27 protein-coding genes are annotated in these 26531 nt (G+C 65.5%); 13 read left to right on the forward strand and 14 right to left on the reverse strand.

Going from position 1 to position 26531, the window contains the following annotated elements; all coding sequences use genetic code 11:
* Window positions 1-470: 470 nt before the first annotated feature.
* From DBO33_RS21730 to DBO33_RS21740, 3 genes are read left to right on the forward strand one after another with little or no spacing between them, the layout of a single operon-like run.
* Complete coding sequence (locus DBO33_RS21730; RefSeq protein ID WP_234390967.1) at window positions 471-1115, forward strand: TetR/AcrR family transcriptional regulator; 645 nt, start codon at window positions 471-473, stop codon at window positions 1113-1115.
* Between the two features lie 47 nt (window positions 1116-1162).
* Window positions 1163-2014 carry a 3-hydroxyacyl-CoA dehydrogenase gene (locus DBO33_RS21735; RefSeq protein ID WP_107656685.1) on the forward strand — a complete coding sequence of 284 codons (852 nt, stop codon included), beginning with the start codon at window positions 1163-1165 and terminating at the stop codon, window positions 2012-2014.
* Between the two features lie 48 nt (window positions 2015-2062).
* On the forward strand, window positions 2063-3832 hold the full coding sequence (locus DBO33_RS21740) for an oleate hydratase (RefSeq protein WP_107656686.1): 1770 nt from the start codon (window positions 2063-2065) through the stop codon (window positions 3830-3832).
* Between the two features lie 142 nt (window positions 3833-3974).
* Here DBO33_RS21740 and DBO33_RS21745 read toward each other — a convergent pair whose 3' ends face one another.
* Entirely contained in the window at window positions 3975-4718 is a 744-nt protein-coding gene (locus DBO33_RS21745) for a class I SAM-dependent methyltransferase (protein ID WP_107656687.1), read from the reverse strand.
* 325 nt (window positions 4719-5043) lie between these two features.
* Window positions 5044-5892: a helix-turn-helix transcriptional regulator gene (locus DBO33_RS21750; RefSeq protein WP_107656688.1), complete on the reverse strand. Its 849-nt coding sequence runs from the start codon at window positions 5890-5892 to the stop codon at window positions 5044-5046.
* Between the two features lie 100 nt (window positions 5893-5992).
* On the opposite strand from DBO33_RS21750, the gene DBO33_RS21755 reads away from it, so the two are divergent.
* Complete coding sequence (locus DBO33_RS21755) at window positions 5993-6712, forward strand: SDR family oxidoreductase (RefSeq protein ID WP_234390968.1); 720 nt, start codon at window positions 5993-5995, stop codon at window positions 6710-6712.
* A 188-nt stretch (window positions 6713-6900) separates the two neighbouring features.
* Here DBO33_RS21755 and fabG read toward each other — a convergent pair whose 3' ends face one another.
* Both fabG and DBO33_RS21765 read right to left on the reverse strand, forming a co-directional pair.
* Complete coding sequence (fabG, locus tag DBO33_RS21760) at window positions 6901-7653, reverse strand: 3-oxoacyl-ACP reductase FabG (protein ID WP_107656690.1); 753 nt, start codon at window positions 7651-7653, stop codon at window positions 6901-6903.
* 115 nt (window positions 7654-7768) lie between these two features.
* On the reverse strand, window positions 7769-8392 hold the full coding sequence (locus DBO33_RS21765; RefSeq protein WP_199856717.1) for an HAD family hydrolase: 624 nt from the start codon (window positions 8390-8392) through the stop codon (window positions 7769-7771).
* Between the two features lie 313 nt (window positions 8393-8705).
* Between DBO33_RS21765 and DBO33_RS21770 the strand changes: the two genes are divergently transcribed.
* The gene (locus DBO33_RS21770; protein WP_107656691.1) at window positions 8706-9173 is read left to right on the forward strand and encodes an SRPBCC family protein; all 468 of its coding nucleotides are present in this window, start codon (window positions 8706-8708) and stop codon (window positions 9171-9173) included.
* A gap of 398 nt (window positions 9174-9571) precedes the next feature.
* On the opposite strand, the gene DBO33_RS21780 is transcribed toward DBO33_RS21770, so the two are convergent.
* Both DBO33_RS21780 and DBO33_RS21785 read right to left on the reverse strand, forming a co-directional pair.
* Entirely contained in the window at window positions 9572-10456 is an 885-nt protein-coding gene (locus tag DBO33_RS21780; RefSeq protein ID WP_107656693.1) for an alpha/beta fold hydrolase, read from the reverse strand.
* Window positions 10453-10947, reverse strand: a complete 495-nt coding sequence (locus DBO33_RS21785; RefSeq protein ID WP_107656694.1) for a DUF4383 domain-containing protein — start codon at window positions 10945-10947, stop codon at window positions 10453-10455. The genes DBO33_RS21780 and DBO33_RS21785 overlap by 4 nt, the downstream gene beginning before the upstream one ends.
* Window positions 10948-11041: 94 nt before the next feature.
* Here DBO33_RS21785 and DBO33_RS21790 point away from each other — a divergent pair, with 94 nt between their 5' ends.
* Both DBO33_RS21790 and DBO33_RS21795 read left to right on the forward strand, forming a co-directional pair.
* Window positions 11042-11701, forward strand: a complete 660-nt coding sequence (locus tag DBO33_RS21790) for a TetR/AcrR family transcriptional regulator (protein WP_234390969.1) — start codon at window positions 11042-11044, stop codon at window positions 11699-11701.
* Window positions 11702-11932: 231 nt separating this feature from the next.
* Window positions 11933-14140 carry a molybdopterin oxidoreductase family protein gene (locus DBO33_RS21795; protein WP_107656695.1) on the forward strand — a complete coding sequence of 736 codons (2208 nt, stop codon included), beginning with the start codon at window positions 11933-11935 and terminating at the stop codon, window positions 14138-14140.
* Here the strand turns inward: DBO33_RS21795 and DBO33_RS21800 are convergent.
* The gene (locus DBO33_RS21800; protein ID WP_107656696.1) at window positions 14133-14759 is read right to left on the reverse strand and encodes a histidine phosphatase family protein; all 627 of its coding nucleotides are present in this window, start codon (window positions 14757-14759) and stop codon (window positions 14133-14135) included. The two genes, DBO33_RS21795 and DBO33_RS21800, sit on opposite strands and share 8 nt — an antisense overlap.
* A gap of 278 nt (window positions 14760-15037) precedes the next feature.
* On the opposite strand from DBO33_RS21800, the gene DBO33_RS21805 reads away from it, so the two are divergent.
* Window positions 15038-15505, forward strand: coding sequence for a transthyretin-like family protein (locus DBO33_RS21805; RefSeq protein ID WP_159080400.1), 468 nt, complete (start codon window positions 15038-15040; stop codon window positions 15503-15505).
* Window positions 15506-15750: 245 nt separating this feature from the next.
* On the opposite strand, the gene DBO33_RS21810 is transcribed toward DBO33_RS21805, so the two are convergent.
* Together DBO33_RS21810 and DBO33_RS21815 are read right to left on the reverse strand one after the other, a co-directional pair.
* Window positions 15751-16137: a hypothetical protein gene (locus DBO33_RS21810; protein WP_107656698.1), complete on the reverse strand. Its 387-nt coding sequence runs from the start codon at window positions 16135-16137 to the stop codon at window positions 15751-15753.
* A 640-nt stretch (window positions 16138-16777) separates the two neighbouring features.
* The gene (locus tag DBO33_RS21815) at window positions 16778-17605 is read right to left on the reverse strand and encodes an SGNH/GDSL hydrolase family protein (RefSeq protein ID WP_159080401.1); all 828 of its coding nucleotides are present in this window, start codon (window positions 17603-17605) and stop codon (window positions 16778-16780) included.
* A gap of 170 nt (window positions 17606-17775) precedes the next feature.
* On the opposite strand from DBO33_RS21815, the gene DBO33_RS21820 reads away from it, so the two are divergent.
* Window positions 17776-18429: a hypothetical protein gene (locus DBO33_RS21820; RefSeq protein WP_159080402.1), complete on the forward strand. Its 654-nt coding sequence runs from the start codon at window positions 17776-17778 to the stop codon at window positions 18427-18429.
* Window positions 18426-18863, forward strand: coding sequence for a hypothetical protein (locus DBO33_RS21825; RefSeq protein ID WP_107656701.1), 438 nt, complete (start codon window positions 18426-18428; stop codon window positions 18861-18863). Before DBO33_RS21820 ends, DBO33_RS21825 begins: the two co-directional genes overlap by 4 nt.
* Before the next feature lie 170 nt (window positions 18864-19033).
* On the opposite strand, the gene yczE is transcribed toward DBO33_RS21825, so the two are convergent.
* A complete protein-coding gene (gene yczE / locus DBO33_RS21830) occupies window positions 19034-19660 on the reverse strand; it encodes a membrane protein YczE (RefSeq protein WP_107656702.1) in 627 nt (208 codons plus the stop codon).
* 225 nt (window positions 19661-19885) lie between these two features.
* On the opposite strand from yczE, the gene DBO33_RS42910 reads away from it, so the two are divergent.
* On the forward strand, window positions 19886-20026 hold the full coding sequence (locus DBO33_RS42910; RefSeq protein WP_159080403.1) for a hypothetical protein: 141 nt from the start codon (window positions 19886-19888) through the stop codon (window positions 20024-20026).
* Between the two features lie 419 nt (window positions 20027-20445).
* Here DBO33_RS42910 and DBO33_RS21835 read toward each other — a convergent pair whose 3' ends face one another.
* The 4 genes from DBO33_RS21835 to DBO33_RS21850 all read right to left on the reverse strand — a co-directional run bounded on the left by DBO33_RS21835 (window position 20446) and on the right by DBO33_RS21850 (window position 22504).
* A complete protein-coding gene (locus DBO33_RS21835) occupies window positions 20446-20937 on the reverse strand; it encodes a DinB family protein (protein ID WP_107656703.1) in 492 nt (163 codons plus the stop codon).
* A 308-nt stretch (window positions 20938-21245) separates the two neighbouring features.
* Complete coding sequence (locus tag DBO33_RS21840) at window positions 21246-21689, reverse strand: SRPBCC family protein (RefSeq protein ID WP_107656704.1); 444 nt, start codon at window positions 21687-21689, stop codon at window positions 21246-21248.
* A gap of 15 nt (window positions 21690-21704) precedes the next feature.
* On the reverse strand, window positions 21705-22043 hold the full coding sequence (locus DBO33_RS21845; protein WP_107656705.1) for an ArsR/SmtB family transcription factor: 339 nt from the start codon (window positions 22041-22043) through the stop codon (window positions 21705-21707).
* Window positions 22040-22504 carry an SRPBCC domain-containing protein gene (locus tag DBO33_RS21850; RefSeq protein WP_107656706.1) on the reverse strand — a complete coding sequence of 155 codons (465 nt, stop codon included), beginning with the start codon at window positions 22502-22504 and terminating at the stop codon, window positions 22040-22042. The genes DBO33_RS21845 and DBO33_RS21850 overlap by 4 nt, the downstream gene beginning before the upstream one ends.
* Before the next feature lie 203 nt (window positions 22505-22707).
* Between DBO33_RS21850 and DBO33_RS21855 the strand changes: the two genes are divergently transcribed.
* Window positions 22708-24945, forward strand: coding sequence for a serine/threonine-protein kinase (locus tag DBO33_RS21855; protein WP_107656707.1), 2238 nt, complete (start codon window positions 22708-22710; stop codon window positions 24943-24945).
* A 12-nt stretch (window positions 24946-24957) separates the two neighbouring features.
* The gene (locus tag DBO33_RS21860) at window positions 24958-26106 is read left to right on the forward strand and encodes an epoxide hydrolase family protein (RefSeq protein WP_107656708.1); all 1149 of its coding nucleotides are present in this window, start codon (window positions 24958-24960) and stop codon (window positions 26104-26106) included.
* The last annotated feature ends 425 nt before the right edge of the window (window positions 26107-26531 follow it).

Raw genomic sequence — 26531 nt, forward strand, 5'->3', positions numbered from 1 at the left:
TGCGGGGATCCTGCCGTGCGGGGCGTCCTACTGTGCGCCACGCCGCGCTGTTTCGGATCGTCGTGGTGACCGCGATGCCGGAACGCCGGCCTTCTCGATGCGCGCGGCAGCCAGCCTCCAACAGTTGGCCCGAGTCGACCCGGGGGCCAGGGCCGACCTGCTCGAGATAACGAGCCCGCTCAGACGCTATGGGCGGGACGTTCGGTCGCTGACCGCACCGCAGGAAAGGCGATGCACCAAGGTGACCCGGCGCGCGAGTCGATGCGCCGGCTCGACCCACGCGATGAGCCATCAATCAGCCGGCGGACAACGGGCAACGCCGCAGTCGGGCAGCCTGCGCGATTCCTTACGCGGGCTGAGCGGTGATCGGTGGGTGAGTGGGTACCTCGGCAGGAGTCCAGGGGTTGACCACTGGATAACTCGGAGTACGCTCAGAAATGAGTCCACTCATTATTGGAGGTGTTGCGGTGATGACCACGCCGGAAGCGGCATCCACCGGCCGCCGGGTGCGCAACATGCGGGACAAGCAGTCGCGCATTTTCGAGGCCGCGGCCGCGTTGTTCGCCGAGCGTGGTTTCGACAGTGTCACCACTCAGCAGATCTCCGATCGCGCGGACGTGGCGGCTGGCACGTTGTTCCGGTACGCCTCGTCCAAGGGCGAGCTGCTGCTGATGGTCTACAACGAGGAGTTCCGCACCGCCCTCGAGCTGGGCGAACAGGAGTCACGCACGGAAGGTGATCCGGTGCGTGCGGTGCAGGCCATGGTGCGCCCGATCCTGGAAGCCGCGGACCGCCGCGTGGAGAACACGGTGGCGTATCAGCGGGAGTTGCTCTTCGGCGCACCCACCGAGCAGTACCGCGCCGAGGGTCTCGCCTTGGTCGCCCGGCTGGAGGCGATGATCGCCGAACGGCTCACCGCGGGTGTGACAGCTTCCGAGGCCGACGCGAAAGATCTGTTCGCCCGAGCATTGCTAGCGGGACGCAGTGTATTCGCTGTGCTGCATCTCATCCTGGCCCGGCCGTCGACCGGCGCGCATCCCGGCCGCGACGCGACCGGTGACCTGCATGACCAGATAGCCCAGATCGTGGCGGGTTTCTTCGCCTCGATCCAGTGAGTGGACGTCGAGGGGCGAACCTCGCCTCCGGCAGGAAGGAGAACACCATGAGCATCCGTAAGGTGACCGTTCTCGGTACCGGGGTCCTCGGTTCGCAGATCGCATTCCAGACCGCGTTCAGCGGATTCGAGGTCACGGCCTACGACATCAACGACAACGCGTTGAAGGCGGCGAACGAGCGTTTCGCCAAGCTGGTGTCGATCTACCGCGACGAGGTCGATGGCGCCGGTGACGGCAAAGCCGAAAAGGCCGCAGATTCCATTGTTTTGACCGCTGATCTGGCGGAGGCCGTCAAGGACGCCGACCTGGTCATCGAGGCGGTGCCCGAGGTGGTGAAGATCAAGCAGGACACCTATCAGAAGCTGAGCGAATTGGCCCCGCACCGGACCATTTTCGCGACCAACTCCTCGACCTTGCTGCCGAGCGATCTCAAGGAGTCCACCGGGCGTCCCGACCGGTTCCTCGCGCTGCATTTCGCCAACGATGTGTGGCGCTACAACACCGCCGAGGTGATGGGCACCAAGGACACCGATCCGGAGGTGTTCCGTGCGGTGGCCGAGTTCGCCGAGGCGATCGGCATGGTGCCGATCGAGTTGCACAAGGAGAAGGCCGGTTACGTGGTCAACTCGCTGCTGGTGCCGCTGTTGAACTCCGCGATGGCGTTGAGTGCGGGCGGCTATGCCGATCCCGAAGCGGTCGACAAGACCTGGCGTATCGCCACCGGCGCCCCGTTCGGGCCGTTCCAGATGATCGACGTCCTCGGCCTCAACACTCCGTACAACATCTTGGTCAACAGCGACGACGACGGCAAGAAGCTCGCGGCGTGGCTCAAGGACAACTACATCGATAAAGGCAAGCTCGGCAAGTCCAGCGGCGAAGGGTTCTACAAGTACTCGTAAACGTTTGCGCGGCAAGTAATTCCGAACCATTTTCAGGAGAGGGGTCACATGTACTACAGCAGCGGCAACTATGAGGCCTTTGCCCGGCCGCGCAAGCCCGAGGGTGTGCAGGACAAGACGGCGTGGTTCGTCGGGGCGGGGCTGGCCTCGCTGTCGGGTGCGGCGTTCCTCATCCGGGACGGTCAGATGTCGGGTGACAAGATCACCGTGTTCGAGCGGTTGAAGCTGCCCGGTGGCGCGCTCGACGGCATCAAGGAGCCGAAGAAGGGTTTCGTGATCCGCGGTGGCCGCGAGATGGAGAACCATTTCGAATGCCTGTGGGATCTGTTCCGGTCGGTGCCGTCGATGGAGATCGACGGGGCCAGTGTGCTGGACGAGTTCTATTGGCTGAACAAGGACGACCCGAACTCCTCGTTGCAGCGGGCCACCGAGAAACGCGGTCAGGACGCGCACACCGACGGCTTGTTCACGCTGAGCAACAAGGCGCAGAAGGACATGATCAAGGTGTTCCTCGCCGCGCCGGAGGAGATGGAGAACAAGCGCATCAACGAGGTCTTCGGCGAGGACTTCTTGCAGAGCAACTTCTGGCTGTACTGGCGCACGATGTTCGCCTTCGAGGAGTGGCACAGCGCGCTGGAGATGAAGTTGTATCTGCATCGCTTCATCCACCACATCGGCGGTCTGCCCGACTTCTCGGCATTGAAGTTCACCAAATACAACCAGTACGAGTCGCTGGTATTGCCGCTGTATCGGTGGCTGCTCGATCAGGGCGTGACGTTCCGGTTCGATACCGAGATCACCGACATCGACTTCCATCTGACCCGGGAACGCAAGCAGGCCACCAAGATCCACTGGGTCTCGGAGGGCACCGAGGGCAGTGTCGAGCTGGGCGAGAACGATCTGTTGTTCACCACGATCGGTTCGCTCACCGAGAACTCCAACGACGGCGATCACCACACGCCGGCGAGGCTGCTCGACGGTCCGGCGCCGGCGTGGGATCTGTGGCGGCGGATCGCGGCCAAGGACCCTGCGTTCGGGCACCCCGATGTGTTCGGTGGGCATATTCCGGAGACCAAATGGGAGTCGGCGACCGTCACCACACTCGACGAGCGCATCCCCGGGTATATCCAGAAGATCTGTAAGCGTGATCCGTTCAGCGGGAAGGTCGTCACCGGCGGCATCGTCACCGTGAAGGACTCGAGCTGGTTGATGAGCTGGACGGTGAACCGGCAGCCGCATTTCAAGCAGCAGCCCAAGGATCAGATCGTGGTCTGGATCTACTCGCTGTTCGTGGATGTGCCCGGCGATTACGTCAAGAAGCCGATGAGCGAATGCACCGGCGAGGAAATCACCCAGGAATGGCTCTACCACATGGGTGTGCCGGAAGCCGAAATCGGTGAGCTGGCGGCGAATTCGGCGAAATGCGTGCCGGTGATGATGCCGTATGTGACGGCGTTCTTCATGCCGCGTCAGGCCGGTGACCGCCCCGACGTGGTGCCGCAGGGATCGGTGAACTTCGCGTTCATCGGTCAGTTCGCCGAGTCGACCCGCGATTGCATTTTCACCACGGAGTACTCGGTGCGCACCGCGATGGAGGCGTCGTATCAGCTGCTCGGGATCGAGCGTGGCGTGCCGGAGGTCTACAACTCGACCTATGACGTGCGCAAGCTGCTGGCCGCGACGAGTCGACTACGCGACGGGGACGAGCTGCATATCCCTGGGCCGGATGTGTTGCGGAAGAAGTTGATGAAGAAGTTGGAGTCGACCGAGATCGGGGTCATGCTCGAGGAGTATGGGCTGGTCGCGGACAAGAAATAGTTTCGGCGGTTCGGGGGGCTCGGGCCAGTGGGCCGGGCCTCCTTTGCTTGGGCTGCACGACGGGGCCGCCTGAGTCACGGAGGTCGACGCTAGGGCACCATCGGTTCTGCAGTTGACCGGCAGGACCGGATCTGTGCAGAGATCAAGCTTCCGGGACCAGGACCAGGAACAGGAAGGCCAGAAATCGGGGGTCGTCCCTATCTTCAAAGAATTCGGGGAACCGCTCGAGCGCCTCTGGTGCGGGGCCGGGCTCGTCGAGGTGGGTCACTCGAAATCCGGTGTCGGAGAATGTTTTGAACATGGTCGACAGTGACCGGTCCCAAAACGTCAGGTCGGCGTCTTGTCCTGCCATGTCCGTCACGTGCCGGGGCCGTGTGGCGAAGTAGTTGGTTTTGTTGCCTGCTTGGAGGTCGGTGAACCACATTACGAGCGGATGTTCCACGGACAGGATCAGGCGGCCTCCGGGCTTCAGCACCCGTCGGATCTCCGTTAGCGGGGAATGCCAGTCCTGGAGATAGTGGAGGGTCAGAGAGCACACGACGTCGTCGAAGGTGGAGTCGTCGAAGGGCAACGGTTGAGCTAGATCTGCGACGTAGAGCTCTGTGGCGCTTCCGACGCGGTCGCGGGCGATGTCGATGAGAGCTTTGCTGCCGTCGATTCCGACGGCGGTAGCTCCGCCCTGGATCAAGTCGAGCAGCGTTGGGCCGGAGCCACACCCCACGTCGAGCACGTGCTTACCGGAGACGTCACCGAGCAGATCGCGGATCGCGGGCCTGTTGTAGTACTCGTTGAGGAGACTGGTCGCGTTCTCCGCGGCGTAGGCTTTCGCGATCGGATCGTAGGCCGCGGCACAGCCTGAGTTGTCCGGAGGTGTCGAGGCTTCCATACTCCGAAGCTAACAGCCGTGCACGCGCGTCACTGGGTGCAACTGCCTCGGTCTAAACATGGCCTCATCGGCCTCGGGGTACTGCGACGCGCGGCTCGACAGTGGGTCTGCAACCGGGCGTGGCTTGGGGCGGCCCCTCGCTACCGTGCTGCCGGGGTGGCTTGGTGCGCAACAGGTTCAGCTCGTACCAGTGGGACGGTTGACCACAGCCGTGGGCTTTCGGTCGTGCCACTGCCGTGGCGTCTACGGTGAACTGATCAGCCCAGCGCTGGAGCTTCCGGGCATTCCCGTCCTGTCGCCGCCAGGTGCGCACTGGCCCTGGCGCTCAGGTGTGGTCGGTGAATTGTTGGGTGCCGGTGATGCGGAGTAGGTCCAGGGCGGAGGCGGCGGGGGTGTCGGGGGCGGCGGAGTAGACGACGACGGTTTGGTCGGCGTCGGGGACGAGCAGGGTGTCGCATTCCAGGATCAGGGTGCCGAGTTCGGGGTGGTCGATGGTTTTGGTGGCGCTGCGCCATTGGATGAAGGGGCGTTCGTGCCAGAGTTGTTCGAATTCGCTGCTGTGGGTGCGTAGTTCGGTGATCAGGCAGTCGAGGTCGGGGTCGTCGGGGTAGCGGGCCTTGGCGCTGCGCAGGGTGCCGACGCCGTAGGCGCCGACGGAGTGCAGTTCCTCGGGGGTGAAGCGGACGCGGCCGGGTTCGGTGCCGAGGAAACATTCGCGGATGATGTTGCGGCGGGCGGGCGGCACGGCGGAGAAGTCGCCGAGCAGTGCGGCGGCCATCGGATTCCAGGCCAGCACATCGCCTTTGGCGGACATGACCAGTGTCGGCAGGTCCACCATGCGGTCCAGTAGCCGCAGCACGCTCGGCCGTACGACTTGGGCGATCCGGCCGGCTTGCGGTGGTGCCGATCCGGCGAGGCGGAACAGCAGGTCGCGGTCGTTGTCGTCGAGTCGCAGTGCCCGGGACAGGGCGGTGAGCACCGCGGTCGAGGGGTGTGGTCCGCGGCCTTGTTCGAGGCGGACCACGTAGTCGACGCTGACGCCGGCGAGCTGGGCGACCTCTTCGCGGCGCAGTCCGGGTACCTGACGGCGCGTGCCCGCGGGCAGGCCGACGTCGCGCGGCTGTATCCGGGTGCGGGCCTGACGCAGCAGCGCGGCGAGTTCGGAGCGGTCCATCGCTCGATCATCCCGCAGCGGGCACCACGCGGGGTGGTACCGCTGGTCCCAGGACAATTCGGCCCTGGTGAGGCGGGGTGTGGGCGCCGAGGCTTAGTGCATGAACGCAATGACAACCGCTCTGGTGACCGGAGCGAACAAGGGGCTGGGTCGCGAAACAGTCCGCAGGCTCGGCGAATTGGGGTGGCAAGTGTTTCTGGGTGCGCGTGACGCCGAGCGCGGTAAGCGGGCGGCGGTCGAGCTCGCCGAAGCGGGGTTGAATGTCGAATTCGTGCAGCTCGATGTCACCTCGGCGGAGTCGATCGCGGCCGCCGTGGCGGCGGTGGGTGCGCGGACGTCGACGTTGGATGTGCTGATCAACAACGCGGGCATTTCAGGTGCGTTCCATGCTCCGGAAGACACGCGGGCCGCGGATTTCCGTGCGGTCTTCGAGACCAACGTGTTCGCACCCGTCGAGGTGACCCACGCGTTCCTGCCGTTGCTGCGCGCGGCGACGCAACCGCGCATCGTGATGGTGTCGAGCGGCATGGGTTCGCTGACCATCACCTCCGATCCGGCCAGGCTCGAATCGACCCTGCTGAATTTGCCGTACACCTCGTCCAAGTCGGCGCTGAACATGATCACCTCGCAGTACGCGCGAGCACTACCGGGCATGCGGGTCAACGCCGCCGATCCCGGTTACACCGCAACCGATTTCAACGGTCATGCCGGGTATCAGACGCTCACCGAAGGTACTGACGCCATCGTCACGCTGGCCACGCTCGGGCCCGATGGACCCACCGGTGGTTACTTCGACCGGCACGGTCCGGTCCCGTGGTGAGGTGGGCCGCAGCACTTCCGGGGTGAGTTGCGGTGACCTCCACCCCGGCCCTCGATGCGCGGTTGCGAGAGCAAGTCTGACGTGCGGCTGTAGGCAACCGTAGGAATGGTCGACGCAGTGGTTCCGCACCCCTGCCTCCTGTCGGCGAGCGGGGAGCGCGGGGCCACCCGGCCCTCATGTCCCGCTGGTCAGCGTGCTCCGCCGTTGACGTAGAGGGTTTGGCCGCTGACGTAGGAGGCTTCGTCGCTGGCGAGGAAGGCGATGACGGCGGCGACTTCTTCGGGCTGGCCGACGCGGCCGAGGGGGGTGCGTTCGGCGACGGATTGCTGGTGGTCTTCGGGGGTCATGCCGACGCGGTCGGCGGTGGCGGCGGTCATCGCGGTGGCGATGTAGCCGGGGGCGACGGCGTTGACGTTGATGTTGTAGGGGCCGAGTTCGAGGGCGAGGGTGGCGGTGAGGCCTTGGATGCCCGCTTTCGCGGCGGCGTAGTTGGCTTGGCCGCGGTTACCGAGGGCCGAGCGGCTCGACAGCGACACGATCTTGCCGTAGCGCTGGGCGACCATGTACTTCTGGGCGACCTGGGTGCAGTGGTAGACACCGGTCAGATTGACCGAGAGTACGGCGTTCCAGTCGTCTTCGGCGAGGCGGAAGAACAGGTCGTCGCGGGTGATGCCCGCGTTGTTCACCAGGATGTGCGGGTCGCCGAGGTCGGTGGCGATCCGGTCGAACACCGACTGCACGGAGTCGCGGTCGGTGACGTCGCAGACGTAGCCGCGGGCGGTGCCGCCCGCGCGGCTGATCTGCTCGAGGGTGTCGTCGGGGGTGTTGCGGTCGAGTACCGCGACGGCGGCGCCCTCGATGGCGAGTCGCAGCGCGGTGGCCGCGCCGATGCCCTGGGCCGCGCCCGTCACCACGGCGATCCTGTCGGTGAAACGGTCCATTGATTCGTTCTCCTCTCAGAATGCGCGCCGGCGGTGGGCGACTGGTGTGCAGGCTAGCGACAGGGAAACTGACGGTGCAACTGTCCGGAATACCCTGTGCGCCACGCTGCTTCGATCAGCCCGCGTCGGCGATCGGACCGAGTTCCTCGGCGAGCCACTGCGGGAATTCGGTGAGGTCGGCGAGGATTACGTCCGCGCCCGCGGCACGCAGTTCCGCAGCGTCACAAGGGCCGGTGGTGACGCCGACAGCAAGAACCCCCGCCGTCTGCGCGCCGCGCATGTCGCCGATGTGGTCGCCGACGAAAATGCTTGCCCGCTCCTGCTTCAGCACCGAGGCTTTGCCCGCGGACCACAGGTCGCCGGCGAGGTGGTCGATCCGCCAGCCGAGTTCATCGATGTGCAACTGCGCCAACGGTTCGTGCTTGCCGGTGACGACGAGCACGCGCCCGCCGCGGTCCTCGATCGCGGCCAATGCGGCGTCGGCGCCCGGCATCGCGGGGATGCTGGACACGATGCTGGGATACAACTCCCGGTAGCGGGTGACCAGCGCGGGAACCAGCTCCTCCGGCGCGCCCGCCTCGACGAGCAGCGTGGCCAGCGGAGGTCCGAGCCGGTCGGCGAAATCGATACCGCGGATCGGGAGGTCGAACTCCGCCGCGAGAGTATCGATCGCCCGGCTGACACCCGGTCGCGAGTCGATCAGCGTCATATCCAGGTCGAAGCCCACCGTCCACGTCACTACCCGACCCTATCGGCCGGGGTGATTCGTGCGGCGGGCACCTGTCGTCGGTTTCAGAGGTGGCAGGCCCGGTCATATCGGGACGGCTTGTCGCCGAGGCGATCGCCGCGTGGATTGCGAACCGAGCGTGGGCAACGAGGACCCCGTCGGCGCTACAGCCCAGATCCGGCTCAGCCATGTATGGCGTCGGCCGGCGAGGTGGGCGTAGCTATCCGGCGGGTGTAAGTGGTTGGCAGGCAGCGGACTTCGCGGGCGAGGTTCGCCAGGGTGGCTTAGGGTCGAAGGAAGGACCCGAGCGGCCGGAGGGGTACAGATGGGCCATGTCGAGCACAGTGCGACGTGTGCGGCGCCGGTGGATTTCGCGTTCACCTATGTCGCCGACTATCGGAACGTGCCGGACTGGATGTTCGGGATACGGCATTTCACCCCGGTGGGGGAGCAGACCTCCGGGGTCGGCGCGGTGTTCGATACCGCTCTGCACCTCGGCCCGACCACCTTGCATCTGCGTGCGGACACCATCGAATGGGTGGACGGCGCCCGGGTGACGATGCGCGCGATCAAGGGGATCGAAGGCCAGATCCGCTGGGACTTCGCGGAGCTGGGCGCCGACACCACGAAGGTCAGCGCCACCGCCGACTACCGGGTGCCGGGTGGTCTCGCCGGGCGTGCCCTCGACCGAGTGATCCAGGCGTTCATCGGACCGGCGGTCCGGCATACCGAAAAGAATCTGCGCGAGAAGATCGAAGCGAGCTATCGGGAGTCGCTGCGCAAGGACAGCTGAGTTCTGTCCTGCTTCGCAAGGTTTCGCAGTCCGGCTGATTCACGTGGAACCCCTGGTGCAGACGATGAATTATCAAGCGCGCCAATGCCGTTCGAGGCACCTTCATGCAGTGCATGCATGTCTGCATCGCGCGCAACATGAGCGCCGAACAGGCCTGCGACGGCGCGTTTTCCGGCCGGACAGAGTTCGTCCCCAGCAGCGCCGGCTGCCGCGACCGACATCGCGGCAGCCGGCGCTCAGCGGCGCAGGCACGCGCGCCTTCGTCGAAACGGCGATCGAAACCGCTGCCCGCTCTTGCGCGGTGCGCCGCCGATCACTCGGCGGACGGTGGCGCCCGGGTGGCAAATCCGACGCAGCGCAACTAGATCAGAACCGGCGGGCTCGACGTGTGTTGCTGGTCAACGCGACCCGGCCAGGTCATCGATGAAGGTCGTGAAGCGCTCGGCGACCACGGCGGGGCGCTGGGTGATCACCCAGTGGTTGCCCTCGATCTGTTGTGTTCGCAAGTTCGCCGCGAACGGCGCCGGCGGTTCCGTTTGCGCGGCGACACTGATGTTGACGTCATCGACGGGCGCGAGCACCAGGACGGGGATCACGGTGGAACGCGGCCGCGGGCGCAGTACCCGGCGCGCCAGGTTGGCGCGGTACAAGCCGATTCCGTCGACGGCGTCACCCACCGTCACCGTGTGCGCGGGGGTCCCGGCGGGCTCGCCTGGTCGGCTCGAGGCCGCGACCACTCGCGCTACCAGCCCCGCCTTGACGGCAAGTTCGGGGACGACGGGCAATTGGAAGGCCAGGGTGTAGGCCGAACGGCGCAGCTGGGCCGCGATGGCGCGCGGATGGTGGCGGACGCGGCGCATCCAGACCCCGAGCATGTCGAGCGAGGGCCCGGAAATGCTGGTCAGCGAGTGAATACCGGTGGCGAACCGTGGATCGGTGACCGCCTCCCACACGCAGATCGATCCCCAGTCATGGGCCAGCACATGCGCCCCGTCGGGTGCGGTCGTGGCCAGCACGGTGTGCAGATCCTCGATCAATTGTGAAATCCGGTAGGCCGCAGTGTTTTTCGGCCGCCCGGAGTTCCCCGCCCCGCGTACATCGTAGGTCACGACGTGAAATCGGTCGGCGAGCAGTGTGACCACACCGTCCCACACGTGATGGTCGTCGGGGTAGCCGTGGATCAACACCACGGTGGGCCCCTCTGGTGGGCCGGCTTCATAGACGGCGATCTCAATGCCGTCGGTGGCGGTCAAGGTGCGTGCGGGCGTTGTCGACTTGGTCATGAGGGCTCCGTAGTGGTGACCGAGTGAGGCGTGCGGGCAACGCGCGTAGCGCTGTTGCCGATCAGCGCGTAGGCCGCGATCGCGGCGAGAGTGAGTCCTTCGAGGGCGTGCACCACATTGCCGAAGGTGTCCACGGCCATGAACCGGCACATGACCGTCCAATCCATCGCGCACAGAAACGCTGTCGCCAGATAGATCACCGCCGCGGCGGCGGCGTAGGTCGTGGCACCGCGTCGGGTGCGTACGGCATAGAGCCCGGCGGCGCCGGTCACCAGGTGGAACACCGCGTGCCAGCCGTTGACGGTGATCGGGATGAACAGCAAGTGCACGGTGCGCGCGTGGGCGTGCTCGGTGGGGAAGCTCGGGTTGATCGCCAAGGCCACCGGGAAGTTGCTGGTCAACCACACCGCCATCACGAAGGCGAGCAATTGGACGCGAGTGGCGCGTACGCGCTGGAGATATCGGGTTATCGCGGGGGCGATGGCAGACATGGACCACACTCCTCAACACTGAGACATGTGAGACAAATTGCGTCTCTGTGTATCGGACGATAGTGTGGGGGCACGGTTCAGAACAAGGAGGCTGGTGACGCACGTGAGCAAGGGCACACTGTTGGATACGCTGACCAGCCCCGATCCGGAGGTGCTCGCGCTGCTTGCCGATCCGGACGAGCTGACCGTGCGCATCCTCGCCGCGGCGGTCGATCAGATGGCCACGGTGGGGTGGCGCCGATCCACGGTCGAGGACGTGGCCAAACGCGCCGGAATAGGCCGCGCGACCCTGTACCGCCGCTTCGCCACCAAGGACGCGCTCACCGAAGCGGTGCTGCACAACGAGTTGCGCGAATACCTGGAAGGGAGCACCGCCGCGGTCGCCGGACTCACCGACATCGGTGACCGGATGGCCGAAAGTACCGTCTACACACTGGGATACCTGCGCAACCATCCGGTGCTGCGCCGGCTGCTCGACACCGAACCCGACACGATCCTGCCCGCCCTGACCACCGCCGCCGGGCCCCTGGTGCGGATCGTCTGCGAGTTCATCGTGGCGGTGTGGAAACAGGAACTCTACGGCGATGCACCGCTTTCCGCGGAGACCGAACAGCATCTGCGCACCGTCGCCGAACTGCACATCCGCATCGCGGCATCGCTGCTGCTGACCCCACCCACCGCGATCGATCTCGACAGCGACGAACAGGCCCGCACCTTCGCGCGCCGATACCTCGCCCCCATGCTAACCGCCTAGCCCGCAAACCCGACCGGCCCCCATACCCGGGTCGGCACAGCGCTCGGGACGCTCGCGGAGAGTCATCTCGGACGCGCCATCACAGCCGAAGCGCTGACGCGCGGGCAATGAATCATCACAGGCAGGACCGACGCCACCTGCTCATGTCCGCTCGGCATCCCCACGAACATAGTGGTACCTACGGTTTGCTTGGTAGCCTGTGGCAAGCGAACCGGCAGAAGGCGAAACACTATGAGTGCTACGACCATTGCCCGGCAGTGCACGCTGTGCGAGGCACACTGCGGAATCCTGGTTACCGTCGAGGGACCGCAGGTGACGCGGATCGAGGGCAATCCTGCGGACGTGCTGTCGCAGGGATACATCTGCCCGAAGGCCACGGCGATGGGCGGGCTGCACCACGATCCGGATCGGTTGCGCACACCGGTGCGCCGGGTCGGTGACCGGTTCGAGCCGATCGGCTGGGATGAGGCGTTCGGTGAGATCGGGCAGCGGTTGCGGGCGGTGCGCAGCGCGTATGGGCCGAGCGCGATCGGCATGTATCTGGGAAATCCGGCGGCACACAGTTCCTCGGTGATCTATGGGGCGTTGCTGCGCGCGGTGCTGCTGACCCGGAACTTCTTCTCGGCGTCGTCGATCGATCAGTTCCCGCAGGAGTTCGTGGCGTGGCGGATGTTCGGATCGAATGTGCTGATGCCGGTCATCGATATCGACCGCACCGACCGGCTGGTGATCCTCGGCGCGAATCCGGCGGTGTCGAACGGGTCGATCACCACCATGCCCAACGCCAAGCAGCGCATCAAGGACGTGCGGGGTCGCGGCGGGAAGGTCGTGGTCATCGATCCGCGGCGCACCGAGACGGCACGGCTGGCCGATCAGCATGTGGCGGTGAGCCCGGGCGGCGATGTGTATCTGCTGCTGGCGATGCTGCACGTGTTGATCGCCGAAAACCTGTGTGACGAAGACGCGATCCGCGCGCAGTGCACCGGCTGGGAGCACCTGCGCACACTGGTCGCCGAGGCGACACCCGAGCAGATGGCACCGCACGCCGGCATCGACGCCGACACCATCCGAACGCTCGCCCGCGACCATGCCGCCGCCTCGTCAGCGGTGCTGTACGCGCGAATCGGGGTGTGCCAGCAGGTGACCGGCACACTCACCCACTGGCTGGTGAACACGATCAACGCGGTCACCGGAAACCTGGACCGCGTCGGTGGGCAGATGTTCGCGACACCACCGATCGACGCGGCCCGGTTCGCGAAGTATCTGCCAATGGGTTACGGCGCGTGGACGGACCGTTCCGGCACCTACAAGTCGTTCCGCACCGAACTGCCGGTAGCGGTACTGGCGGACGAGATCCTCACCGAAGGTGACGGGCAGATCCGAGCCATGATCACCTACGCGGGCAACCCGGTACTGTCCACACCGCAGCGCGGCAGGCTCGGCGCGGCCCTGGACTCGCTGGATTTCTATGTCGCCGTGGACATGTACATCAACGAAACGACCCGCCACGCCGACATCATCCTGCCGCCGATCTCCCCGCTCGAACGCGAGGACGTCAACATCCTGTTCCCGGTGTTCAGCGTGCGCAACAACTTGCGCTACGACGCCCGCGTCTTCGCCCCCCCCGCCGACGGGCTCGAAGACTGGCAGATCCTGGCGCGACTGATCACCGAACTGGTCCCGATACCGGCCCGCCGATTCACCAGGCGCGCACTCAACAGTCTCTTCGAGCAGTTCGGTCCGGTGCGGTTGGCGACGGCCGGAGTGGCTGCCGGTCCATACGGGGTGCTGCGGCGGGGACGCAAAGCGCTGACGGTCGGTAAGGCACGTGCCTCCGCCGGTGGTATCGACCTGGGTCCGTTGAAACCGAGGTTGCGCGCGTTGCTCGGGACGAAGGACCGCAAGGTGCACCTGGCACCCGAGGATTTCCTCGCCGCCGCGCGCACCGTGCTCGACGACGCCCGTATCGGTAATGCGATCACCACGCCAGTCGACGGCTACGACCTGAAGTTGATCGGCCGTCGGCACCTGCGCAGCAACAACTCCTGGCTGCACAACGTCCCCGCCATGGTGAAAGGACGGGACCGCTGCACCGCCCTCATGCACTCCACCGACGCCGCCGCGCGCGGACTCACCGACGGTGAACCCGTCACGGTGACTTCACCGATCGGTGCGATCGTGGTGCCCCTGGAAGTCAGCGACGACATCCGTGCGGGCACCATCGCCATCCCGCACGGGTGGGGTCATCAAGAGCCCGGCGTGGGCTGGTCGGTGGCCGCGGCGTTGCCCGGCGCGAACGTCAACCTCCTGCACGACCCATCACTCACCGACACCTTCTCCGGCAACGCCGCGGTCAACAACACCTGGGTGACGGTCACCCGCGCGGCCGCCGAACCTGCCGTCGATCAGAACGCGACGACCGCGGTACCGGCTAGCTGAGGTGCCGGGTGTCGCCGAGCCGGACGACCTGACGGTTGTGGAAGTAGTCGTCCTCCCGGAGTTCGGTGATGCTGCCGGACGGACCGTTGAACCTGGCGTACGCGAGTGAGTCGATCGGCAACCTCGTCCACGACGCCACGGCGAAGGTGATCGCGCCGCCGTGCGTCACGACGATCTGATGTGCGCAGTCGCTCGACAGGATCGCGTCCATTGCCGCATAAACGCGCTCGCCGAACGCGTACATGGTCTCCGACCCTGCAATGCCCTCATCGTGGCGCAGCCGCTCGCCCACCGCAGGCGGGGTGATGAACCGCTGCCGCAACCATTCCTGCGGTTTGCCTTCAGCCGCACCGTAAGACTTCTCCCGCAACCGCGCATCGAGCACCGGCCGGACACGCAACTGCTCGCCGATGACGTCGGCTGTCTGCGCCGCCCGTTGCAGATCCGAGGAGTACACCTGGACAGCGTCCTGCTCAGGGATGGCACAGCGCAACGCCACCGCGATCTTCGTCGCGGCATGCAACCCCGCCGAGGTGAGTGGTGAGTCGTACCAGCCGCCGACAAGTCCGTCGACGTGATGAGTCGACTCCGGATGTGCGACGACATACAGGGTTCGCATGAGGCTGTTCCTTACCTTGCGCCGCAATGGGACCGGCGCATCATCCACGAGATGCGCGGTCGTCGGCAAGCGGGCAGTTCCGGTGGTTCCGCTGGTTGATCGGCGTCGCTGTACACGAGGCCAGCGCCTCGGGAGCCGGTCTCGAGTCCGCGATGGACACGCGCACCGGCGGTTTGGAGTCAACGGAATCGACGGAAACCCGCCGCCGTACCGCGGAATCGAGGAAAGTTGATCTGCTCCGCGTTGTCACGTCCCGACCGCACAGATTGGACTTCACAATGCGTTACCGACTCGCCGCCATCGTTCTGCTCGCTTCGGGTTCCACCACCGCATGGCTTCCGGCAACCGCTGCGGCCACGCCACTCGCCTCGACCGGCACACATTTTGCCGCCGAGTTCCGTATGAGCCGGCAGAGCGTTTCGGTGGAGGGTCGACTGTTCTGCAACAGTCAGGCATCGACCTCGAAGCAGACCGCTGTGCAACTCGTCAACAAGAGGTTCGGCTATGAGGACATCCAGAAGGGCTACCCCGAGTACGACGGCACCTTCATGCTGACCTTGACAGTCGACCGGAACTTCGCGATGACACCGGAACTCGAGGTCCACACCAGCTGTGCCGCGCCCACGCCATGCACCCGAGTGATCAAATTCCGGGTACCCGACGAGTACGTCAACCGCACAACGCCCTACAACAAAGGCGACGTCCACCTCGAAGCGAAACAAGACAACGAGGCAACCCGCTGCTGAAGATTCCGCGGCTCGTCATGCGGCGGATCAGCGTTCGCCGCCGATGTCGCCACGCACAGACGGCGTCATCGAATCGAACGGGTCGGCAGACGATGACGGCGGCCGGCGACGTCCAGCAGCAGTTCGCCGCTGCGTTGCGCGGGCGGCGAACTGAGGGCCGGGCGCAGCACGCTGTGCAAGGCGCCGCTTCCTGTGTGGCGTCCTCCTGTGTGACACCCAGACGCTGGCTGGGTGAGACGCGACGGTCACACCGACACGACCGTCACTCGATACCCGAGGCGGATCTCCCGCCCGACGTGCGCGGCACCGCTGAGATACAACCAGCGATCGGTACCGCCACGCGGGTCCGGCAGATACGCGGCCTGAACGTGCTCGACACCGAACGGGAAGTTGCCGGAGGTGGAGGTGGCGATGCCGGTCATCAGGTGCGCCTCGGCCAGCAGTTGCGGTTCGGTGGCGGTCACGGGCAACGGTGTCGCGGTGGGGATGAAGAAGCCGAACTGTTCGGGTGGAGCGCCGGAACCCTGCACGAGCATGCCGGTCACGAACAGACGCGCGATCCCGGTGTGCACCAAGCATTCCGGAGTCAACTGCAACGGTGGAGTCGGTCGCAATTCGAGGTGGAACGCCATGCGCCGAACTTTACGGTCACCGATCACCGCTGTCCTCGCGACAATCAGCGACTGCCCGAACGTTGCGCGACTGCTCCCGGACCGTCGCCCACCTGAGCACCACGCGTGTCCTATGCGCTGCAGCAAATACGCAGCCCATCGCAGCGTGCCCGCCCCGGCATGAACGAACCCACGGCGGGTTCAGCGCCAGTGCTGGTCGGTCCGGCCTTCTCACCTCCAGTGGGAAAAGCATGCCGGGCTGCCGCCGCGCCCCGCTGGTTTCCAGAAACCCGACGCCTATTCGATCGCGGCTTCCTCGCGAGACGACCGGCCTGAGCCCTTCGCAGCTTCCTCGCGAGACGACCGGCCTGAGCCCTTCGCAGCTCCATCGGGAGACGACCGGCCTCAGCCCTTAACGGCGGCAGCACTGACCAGATCCGCGAACCGCCGCAGCGCACCCCGATGTGGGCCTGAACTGTGTCACCCGAACGCCCGACCTCACAGGCCTCATGCCGGTATCGAGTGGCACATGGCCGTGTCAAACGCCGAGAGGGGTACACCGTGGTGTGCCACTCGTGGGACAGCTTGGGTGCGAAGGGCGACTGGTCGACCGCAGGCCGCGGACCACAGGCCGCAAACTGCCGGGCCGGCGACTTCGGGACTACCGTCCCAGCACCGCCAGCACGCTGCGCGCCTGATGGTCGGCGCCGAGTTGGTTGGGATGGAACGGCACCGCCGGTCCCGGCGGATTGCTGGACCACGGGACCAGACCTTCGACCCACCGGGTACCGGGCGGCTGGCAACCGTCGTGGCCGGAGCTGGTGCTGTAGGTGTCGACCAGTTCCACGCCGGTTGCCCAGGCCACGCGGGCCAGCATCGCGTTCAACTCGATGAGCTTGCGACCCAACCAGTCCGCGTCGGCGTCGGAGATCGGCACGGTGGGGAAGCAGCCGGGACCGGTACTGACTCCTTCGAAGTAGTCCAGCAGCAGGATGCGTGCCTGAGGTGCGCGCTGCCGGATCCCTTCGACCGATGCGGTCACCTTCTGTTCCGCCGCGGCGATGTTCACCGACATCTGGTCGACGCCGTCGGCGACGAGCGTGTTCAGGCACGGCGATACGGCCGGGTCGGCGGTCAGGCACTGCTGCACCGTCACCGCCAGTTTCGCATCGTTGCCACCGATTTCGAGGGTCACCAGATCCGTCGACGGCGTGAGCCGATCGAACTGCGGGGGATTGACCCCGAACGGGACCTGCTGCGGCGCGGTCATATTCACCGTCATCGCCCCACCACACGTCGCATCCCGGAACACCGGGACCGCCAACGCGGCCGCCACCTGCTTGGCATAGCTACCCCGGCTCTGCGCACACCCCAGCGGCGCGAATTCGCCCGTCGCCTGCGTCAGCGACGCATCGGCCGCCCACGAATCACCCAGCGCGACATACTCACCGAATCCGGGAGCCGCCGACGCCACCGGAGCACCACTCACCGGCCACACCACACCCATTGCCGCACACGCGATCACCACACGCGACGTCTTCCGCACCATGCCTCCACACCAGCCAGCCCGACCCAACTGGACGAGCGCCCAGTGCTGGTGAACCTAACATCCACACCGACACCAATCTCCCGACACCCCAGCGCTATACGATGCAGCCCATGCCACACCGTCGCTCCCTGCTCGTGGCCGCACTCGGAGCACTCCTGATCGCCGTCACCACCGGCTGCATCGGCGCGGTCGACCGCGCCGACTTCGAAAAAACCATCCAGGCCCGCGGCGGCGGACTGGTCTCCGCCCTGCCCACCGCCGCCATCGACACCCTGCGGCAACGCCTCGGCACCCCCGACATCCACGTGACCGTCATGCTGCTCACCGCACCGGAGTCGCACAGCCTCACCGTGCAGGTCGGATCACCACAGGTCGACCGGCTCCTCACGGAGAACAAGAACCTCGCCATCAAGGACAGCGCCGTCCATGTGCGTATCCGCGTGCCGGGCCGGCCGGATCAACAGGACGACTACACCTTCGCCAACGGCACCCTGCACGGCCCCACACCGGTGCACGTATCGGCCTTCGACAACCTGGACAGCGAAGCATTCGATGTCCGAGACGTTTCCGGGCTGCTCAGGCTCGAGGAGGTCGTCGACACCGCGCTCACCCGGACCGGGGTGGAGAACGGCTATGTCTCGTCGATCGTGGTCAGCCGCGTCGACGCCGACCTTCTCCTGAGCGTGCACGTCACCTCACCGCGCACCACGATGGTCGCCCAATTCGACCGTGCCGGAACATTTCTACGGATGCAGCAGCTATGAGCGAAGAGTATCGATCGGACCGGGTGGACGAGCACGTCTCCGACGACGCCCCGCGCCGGTCCCCGGGGATCCTGGCGACACTGGCCGCGATCGTCTGTGTCACCGGCATCCTCGGCTTCCTGCTCCCGATTGCCATCTGGCCCGGCGAAGCCGAGCTGACCGCACCACTGTTCTGCGACGCCCCGTACACAGAACCGATCGTCGTCTCCGACACCTTCCACGACTCCGAAGGACGCAGCACCAACTATTCGCTGTACTGCGTCGGCGAGCGCGGCCAGTACACCGAGGAGGGATTCCTGCGGCCGTGGCTGGCGTTGTGGGCACTGCACACCGTCATCGGGATCGTCTTGGTGATGATGGGGCGCGCCTGGCGGCGGTGGCGTCCGGCGAAACCGGCCGAACCGGCGAAACTCACGGAATCTACGGAACTATAGGGACCCGGCCCACACCCCACTTAACGTCACAGTGACGTTTTATGGCAGGGTTTCCTGCCAGCAGTCAGGACGGCGGGGGAGTCCGCCATCACCTCGAGGGGCAACCCGGTAAAAGATCATGGGACGTGGTGCCGGCATTTCGCGAGTAGCCGACAGCATCATCGTGAAGTTCACGCAGGGACGATGACGGGCTCATCCGTCGGCTTCGCATGAAAGCCCGGCAGGTACCGATTCGCCGCCGGGATCATCAGCTGGATCAGCGGACCGATCCCGAACGCGTAGACGAGCGTGCCGATCCCGATGCTGCCGCCGAGCAACCAGCCGGTCGACAACACCGTCACCTCGATGACGGTCCGCACCCTCCATACCGATACACCGGTACGGCGAACCAGTCCAGTCATCAGTCCATCACGCGGGCCAGGACCCATCCCGGCACCGATGTACAACACCGTGGCAATCGCGTTCAGCACCACCGCGGCACCCATCGCAACCACCTGCGCCGGAATCGCCTCCCAAGCGGGCAGCAACCACAACCCGACATCGACCGACACCGCGATGACCACGACATTGCTCACCGTCCCCAGACCGGGCCGCTGCCGCAACGGAATCCAGGCCAGCAGCACCACAATCCCGGTTGCCGCCGTCACCGCACCGAAACTGATCGGCACATGGTGCGCCACACCCTGGTGGAACACATCCCACGGATCCAACCCGAGCCCGGCCCGCACCATCACAGCCATCGAGAACCCGTACAACCACAACCCGACATACAGCGCGACCAACCGGCGAATCAACACCGGATCAGCATGGCCGACTACTGGTATCTGAAAACAGAGCCAGTCAATAACATCTGGCCCCACAGGTGGCATGCCAGGTGGACCCGAACCCTGAGATCACCACCGCGAAACGTACCCGCCGCGGCGTAGGCGGACTATCCCTGCGACCGATGCGGTACGAGGTACGCCCGAACAACACTGGCAGACAACGAAGTCACCAGGGTCAGGAAAGGCAAAAGGAACGCCATGGGCATCTTCCGCAAGAACAGCGACAAGCCGGACAAGGATGCCGAGACGACCAGGCCGACCATCGCCGACACCGACGTGGACAGCGAGCGGCGCCGGCGCCTACTCGGCGGCTACTACGGTATAGGCAACGGAATCTGACCGGAGTGGCTGCCCTCCAACAGAATTCAAGGTCCACCGCCCTACCTTCAAAACGTCACTGTGACGATTCAACGGTAGGGCGGTGCACCCAGGGGAGAGGTCGCAAATACCCAATCCGGAACCCGCTCAATACTTTCCGCTCAGAGCGGGCGCAGACCGGAATATTTACATCGGCGAAAATCCGACCAAGGGGAGATCGACACTGATCCAACCCGCGCAAGACTGACGGCGTAGAGCAGGGCGCGGAGGAGTCCGGGCGGACCTGGAGCAGGTATCGACGAAACATTGCACATACCAACAACATCCCGCTGTACGAGCCCCATTTATCGCACCCGTTTCTGCGCCGATAATCAACATTATGTCAACTAATCGGCATTCACCTCAGAGGTGATGGACCGCAGCCCGCTCCCCGGTGACGATTACCCCGGTATGCCCTTCTCGATCTGCTCCCGCAGGATGTCGCCGTGACCAGCATGCCTGGCGAACTCTTGGATCATCAGGAGCAAGGTCCATCGCATACTGACCTTCCCCTCCCGAGGATTGTCCTTGGTGTCATCGAGCTCGAACCGGGCCGCGATCTCCCGTGACCGCTGACTTGCCCGCTCGTACTCAGCGATAACGTCCGCCAGCGATTCGTCGTCGCCGACCGCGAAGGTACCCTCGTCGCGGCCCGAGTACCCGTCGCACTCGGATTCGTCGAGCTCCGCCCAGAACCGTTGGAACCAGATCCGTTCCGCGGCCGCGGCATGCTTGATCAACGAGATCGGAGTCGTCAGCGACGCGACAAGTCGACGGCGGGCGTCCGCCTCGGACAGTCCGCGCACGGTCTCGATGAGCGCTTCGCGGTTGCGATCGAGCAGGTTCTCGAGGATCGCTCGTTCGCTGCCGTCGGTAATTCCGAAGGTACTCATAGGTTTTCGCTCCGTTTCATGGCGTGGTTGAGCCCGGTGTCGGCGGGCTGATTGACACAAGGCAGCATCGATCGATCTCGAACGACGGAGACGAAGAGTCCGGTGTCCGGGAAAGAGAGGCGCTCGCCGCGAGGATTGCGAACCGAGCGTGGGCGATGCGGGCCGCTATCGGCGCCGCAGCCCTGACCTGTCAGAAGGTCTGCTGCCTTGGCCAGTATGCCGTAGATATCGACTCCGGGCGAGCTTTCCGGAGCGATCGAAGCGAGAGGTACGGGGACCCGTCGACATGGACAGGTCACCGCTATCCCCTAGTGCCAGTTGCTGATCCGCACGTCGTGTGGGTCCGGCGCACCCGTTCCGGTCTCGACCAACTGCTTCAAACTCATCAGGTAGATCGCCCACTTGGTGCTGCAGTGATGCATGAACTCACCCGGTTCCTTCCAGCCCCGATGCTGGAACAGAATGATCGTGAACCCTTCCTCTTCCTTCAGATCCCACACCACCTCGGTGCCGATCCACTCCTCGGGCCCGCCGACGACCTCCCACAGCACCCGCTTCCCGGGCTGCAGGTCGACCACCTTCATATCGAATCCACCTGCGGTGAACCGGAACTCGATGACTCCCCCGGGGTTCGTATCCCCCTTCGTATCACTCGCCCACCAGCCGGCCAGGCCTTCGATCGAGGTCAAGGCCGCATAGACGTCGTCCACCGACGCCGACTCGACTCCGGCCCTGTGCAGAATATCCACCATGTCGATCCCTCTCGATTACTGCTGTTTGCTGCGTTGAATGGCCTCGGCGATGCGCTTGATGCGCTGCAGCCGGGCGTCCCAGGTAGATCCGACGGCATTGAGTTGCGCGACCGCACGGGCCAGTTGGGCGTCGTCCACCCGGTAACGCCGTTCCCGGCCTTCGGGTGTGCCGTGTACCAACCCGACCCGATCCAGCACGCCCAGATGTCTGGCGACGGCCTGCCTGGTGACCGGCAGTCGCTCACTGAGGCTGGTAGCGGTCCCCTCACCGTCGGTGAGCAGTAGATCGAGCATGCGACGCCGGGTCGGGTCCCCTATCGCGGACCACAGATCATCGTCGACCACACCGCTCATCGGCGCGCGACCAGCCGTTCCGCGCACTGTACGAGCCTCGGCAGGAAATAGTCCCAGCCCTTGATGTGCTCGCTGTATTCCTTTTCGAGCGCGGCGATCTCCCACCCCATCTCGCGGAAACCCGTTTCGACCATCCGCACCGAGGTGCCGTCACCGGAGGGCGCGAGTTCGAAGGTGACGAACAGGGAATTGCCGACGCCGGCGGGTTCCTCGGCCGGATGGGTCCAGCGGAAGGAGAACAACCGGTGCGGCTGCGCGTCGACGACCGTGATCGGGACGATCTGCACGTCCGCAGTACCGCGCTCCCCCCAGACGAGTTCGCCGACCGCACCGGGAACCGGCTCCAGGGCCACGTCGTCGGGCCACCATTCTTTGAGATGTGCAGGGCTGCTGATGACCTCGTAGACCACCTCCGGTGTGGCCTCGACGTACATCGTCCGCTCGATCTGTCCGTACTCCATGCCGACTCCTTCGATTCGCAACCTTTTGTTGCGTATGACGGTAACCGACGATCTCGCGAAGCGCAACACTTCGTTGCGCGTTGATGGCTGACGACCATCGATGCCCCCAAAACCTGCGGTCACGAATAATTCAGCGGCCCCGGCGCAGGTGATCGTTTATCCTCGGGTGGGGGCTCGGGAAGCCATTTGATCGGGTGGGCCACATGGAGATGGACCGAGTGGCGGCGACGCAGACCGCGTTGACGCGACTGGTTGCCGAGTTCGACAGCGCCTGGGAGGACGCCGACGAACCACCGGACCTCGCTGCGCATCTGCCTGCCGAGAGCGGGCTACGACGCTCGGCCCTCATCGAGCTGATCAAGGTCGACCTGCAGCATCGCTGGCGCGAGACCCGCACCGGCAAACGCCTCGCCGAGTACCGGGCGCAGTTCCCCGAACTCGACGCTGCCCCACTACCGCCGGACCTCATCTACGAGGAGATCACCGCACGCAGCCGCCGCGGCGACGACGAACTCGACCTCACCGAATACGAGCAGGACTTCGCCGCCCAGATGGCGCAACTGGCCACCCAGCTCGACATCGGCAGCCACTCCGCCGAGAACTTCCGCACCACGCTGCTCTCCGACGCGACGACCAGCAACGCCCTCGACACCATCGCCCCCGGCGCCACCATCGATGACTTCGACCTGCTGATCGCCCTCGGCCAAGGTGCGTTCGCCCGCGTGTTCCTCGCACGGCAGCGGTCCATGCAACGGCTTGTCGCAGTGAAGGTTTCGCGTGACCGGGGTAGCGAACCGCAGACCCTCGCCCAACTGGACCACGAGCACATCGTGCGCGTCTTCGATCAGCGCCAGATCGAGGAACAACACCTCAAGCTGATGTACATGCAGTACGTGCCCGGCGGCACCCTGCTCGGTGTGCTGCGCCTGGTCCGCAGCACACCGCCCGCGCAACGCACCGGCCAACTGCTGCTGGACGCAGTCGACGCCGCGGTCACCGCAGGCGGCGTACTGACCCCGCAGCCCTCGCTCACCCGCGCCGACCTGGCCAAGCTGAGCTGGTCCGAAACCGTGGCCTGGCTGGGTAGCCGGCTCGCCACCGCCCTGGACTACGCCAACCGCGCGGGCGTCCTGCACCGCGACATCAAACCGGCCAACGTGCTGCTGACTGCCGACGGCCACCCCAAGCTCGCCGACTTCAATATCAGCTTCAGCACCCACATTCCGGGTGCGAGCCCGGTCGCCTACTTCGGCGGCTCACTGGCGTATATGTCCCCCGAACAGCTCGAGGCCTGCCATCCCACGATCCCTACCACGGCTGCGGACCTCGATACCCGCAGCGATCTGTACGCACTCGCAGTGGTGCTGTGGGAGCTGCTCACCGGGCGGCTCCCGTTCACCGACGAGCTGGGGCTCGCCGAATCCGACACCTCACTCACCAGAATGATCGAACTGCGTCGCCAGCCGATCGACGAGCGCCTGGCGGCCACCGCGCCACCGGACTGCCCGCAGATCCTGCGCCACGCACTGCTGAGCTGCCTGTCCCCCGACCGCGATGATCGTTACGCCAGCGGCGCCGATCTCGCCCAGCACCTCGAACTCACCCTGGACCGGACCGCCCGCGATCTCGTCGACCCACCCTCGCACAGCCTGCGCGGACGGTTGCGCATGCGGCCGATGCCCGTGGTGACGCTGTCGAGCGCGCTCGGGCAGCTGCTCGGCGTCCTGTATCTGTCGGCGCACAACACGAAACTGCTCGACATGGAGCTCGGCGTCGATGGGCAGGCCCAACTCACCAAGCTGGGGTTGATCGCGGGGGCTGTCGGCTATCCGGTGGGTGTCGCGATCCTGCTGTACTGGTGCCGGCTGGTGTTCTTGGTGCCCTACGGGCTGCGGCACGGCAAACACTACGACGAGCAAACCCTGGCCAAGGCGCGAGCGGACACCCTGGCCTGTAGCGACCGCATCGCCGCTGTCTCGTTCGCTGGGTGGGCGCTCGCGCTGCTGGTGTTCCTCATCAAGCTGCACGACATCGCGGATCTGTCGGCCGGGCTGTTGTTCAACCTGATCGCCTCGCACTTTGTCGCGGCCGCGGTCGCCGTCGTCTACACCTATTTCCCGGTGACCTTCTTCGTATTGCGCTGGTACTACCCGGGATTGGTCGCCGCGGGGCACAGCTCCCCTTCGGAATCGAGCCAGTTGCGCCGGCTGGCGCGCCGAAGCCGGATCTACCTCGGCATCGCCGCCTCGGTGCCGCTGTTCGGCGTCGCCGCGGGTGTGGCGTTCCTCCATCCCACCCAGCAGCAGACGGTGCTCGCCTCGATCGTGGGCCTCTGCGTCGGTGGGCTGTTCGCCTTCCTCGGCACGCTGCGCGTGTTCTATACCCTCGATTCCGATCTGCACGCGCTCGACCGCATCGTCGACCCGCACGCCCGACCGTGACAGGACAGCACCTTGCAGCCCTTCCGAATTCAGGTACCCGACCAGGAGCTCGCCGTCCTCCAGGGCAGGCTGCGGGCCACCAGATGGCCGGAACGCGAGACCGTCCAGGACTGGTCGCAAGGAGTGCCACTGGCGTACATACAGGACTTGTGCGCGTACTGGGCGAACGAATACGACTGGCGGGCCACCGAGGCGCGCCTGAACGCATGGCCGAACGTGCGCACCGAGATCGATGGGCTCGGGATCCACTTCCTGCACGTCAGATCGCCGGAGCCGGGTGCGCTTCCGCTGCTGCTCACGCACGGGTGGCCGGGCTCGATCATCGAGTTCGGCAAGGTGATCGGCCCGCTCACCGATCCGGCCGCGCACGGCGGCGATCCGGCGGACGCCTTCCACCTGGTGTGCCCCTCACTGCCCGGCTACGGGTTCAGCGACCGGCCGAGCGAACCCGGGTGGGGCATCGATCGCATCGCGGCGGCCTGGGCCGTGCTGATGGCACTGCTCGGGTACCGGCGTTATGGAGCGGTCGGCGGTGATTGGGGTACGAGCGTGTCGACGCGGCTTGCCCAGCTCGACCCCGACCATGTGGCCGGGATACACCTGCTGCCGCCGCTGGCACCGCCCGATCCGGCCACCTTCGATGACCTCACCGACCGGGAACGGGACGCGCTGCGCACGCTCGAGGAAGCGGGCCGGTGGGAATCCGGGTACTCGCGGATGCACGCCACCCGGCCGCAGACAGCCGGGTACGGACTCGTTGACTCCCCTGCCGCGTTGTGTGCCTGGATCATCGAGAAGTTCTGGGCGTGGACCGACTGCGACGGGCATCCGGAGAACGCGCTCACCAAGGACGAGCTGCTCGACAATCTGATGATGTACTGGCTTCCCGGTACCGGTGCGTCGGCCGCACGGCTGTATTGGGAGAGCATCGCGCAGGTCGACGAGTGGATCTCCGGGGAAGTGACGAGCACGGTGGACGTACCGACCGGGTGTTCGGTGTTTCCGAAGGAGTTGCAGCGGCCGTCCAGGCGTTGGGCGGCTAAGCGTTTCACCGATATCCGGTACTGGAGTGAGCCGGAGCGCGGTGGGCACTTCGCGGCGTTCGAGCAGCCCGAGTTGTTCGTCGAGGATGTTCGGGCGTTCTTTCGGCTCGTTCGCTGACCTGCCGCGGGAACTTCTTCGCACCCCTCCCCTGTCTATGCCGTTGTTGTACAGGGTGTTTCCGAGATCGCAACAGTCGAATAATGCTCATATGCATATATACGCACATCTAGGTAGCACAATGTTTCTATTGCCTATACCTAACTAGATGATGGCACCGAAGACATCCTTCACCGGTTCCGACACGCGGCCTCCGAGCCGGGCGTGGTCTTGCAGTGCCGAGACGCAACTCCCCCGTTGAACACCATCTCCCCCTACGCTTTCTGCCCCGCTCCCCCGCCATCGCCACGACACGTACGGTGGGCGCCGCTACGGACGACGCCTGCCTCGTCAGCCGATCAACGCTGCGACACAAACGATCCCGATCCTGCCGGGTTGCCCATCCCCCAATTCACCCGCCGCACAAGATCACTGAACCGGCATTC

It is taken from the genome of Nocardia suismassiliense (assembly GCF_900269665.1).
Lineage (GTDB): Bacteria > Actinomycetota > Actinomycetes > Mycobacteriales > Mycobacteriaceae > Nocardia > Nocardia suismassiliense.